Here is a 1,008-nt window from a genome sequence, read left to right on the forward strand (position 1 = left end):
CGAACGCGTCTATTACCCGGTCCACGCCTGCCCCTATACCCCCGCCCATCACTTCCCCCGCGGCAAAAGCGACCCAGGCTTTCGCACCAAACTGCAGATCGCGGCCGATCTGGCCGCCCAGGCCAAGGCGGCCGGGCTGGTCTTCCGCGCGGTGGCCGCCGACTGCGCCTACGGCGACCAGGACAGCTTCCGCGCCGGCCTGCACGACGCCGGCCTACCGTTCGTGATGGCTCTCAAGCCCCGGCACGGCACCTGGTCCTACGGCCCCGACACCCACACGCCCGTCGACGCCGCCCGTCTCCTGACCTGGCAGGACCCAGAGCATCCCGGAGACTGGTCGCGCATCGAGCGCACGTTCCGCGACGGGCACACCGCCACCTGGTGGGCCGCCGAGGCCCAGCTGGGCTGGTGGGGACCGGACGGCAACGTCCGCCTGGTGGTGGCCACCGCCGACCCGGCCAGCCTGCCGGCCAAGGCAACCTGGTACCTGGCCACCGACCTGCCCCGCCCCGGCTCCCCACGCGCCGCCGAATCGCCCTACCCACCCGCTGCCCTCGCCGAGGTCGTGCGGATCTACGGGCTGCGGCACTGGGTCGAGCAGAGCTACAAACAGGTCAAGGACGAACTCGGCTGGGCCGACTTCCAGGTCCGCTCCGATGCCGCGATCCGCCGCCACCAGACTCTCGTGAACTGCGCGTTCAGCTTCTGCTGGAACACCTGGTTCGCTCCCGACCCGCCCCCGTCCGCCCTGGACGACCCACCACCCGGTCCCGACACACCGCCAGGACCGGCAGAGAGGGGGAGAATCCGCGTCCCAGCAGCCCCGACCGACCTGCTGGCCCCAGGCACTGCGAGCCGTCCGTGGCTGGCTGACGCCCTGGGTCACGCTGCAACGCTACTGGCGGGCATGGTCCACGAAACCCCCGCCCACAGCACTCCAGGAACTGATCAACGCCGTCGGCAGCGGCAGACCCCTGAACCCCTACGTCCCGACCTAACAAACCACCG

General features: G+C 71.0%; 1 protein-coding gene. It reads left to right on the forward strand.

What is annotated here, in order from left to right:
• Nucleotides 1-1,008: transposase (locus ACIRU3_RS47835; RefSeq protein ID WP_404070820.1), on the forward strand; the 1,008-nt coding region annotated here is incomplete at both ends.

It is taken from the genome of Streptomyces sp. NPDC101151, assembly GCF_044768335.1.
Classification (GTDB): Bacteria; Actinomycetota; Actinomycetes; order Streptomycetales; family Streptomycetaceae; genus Streptomyces.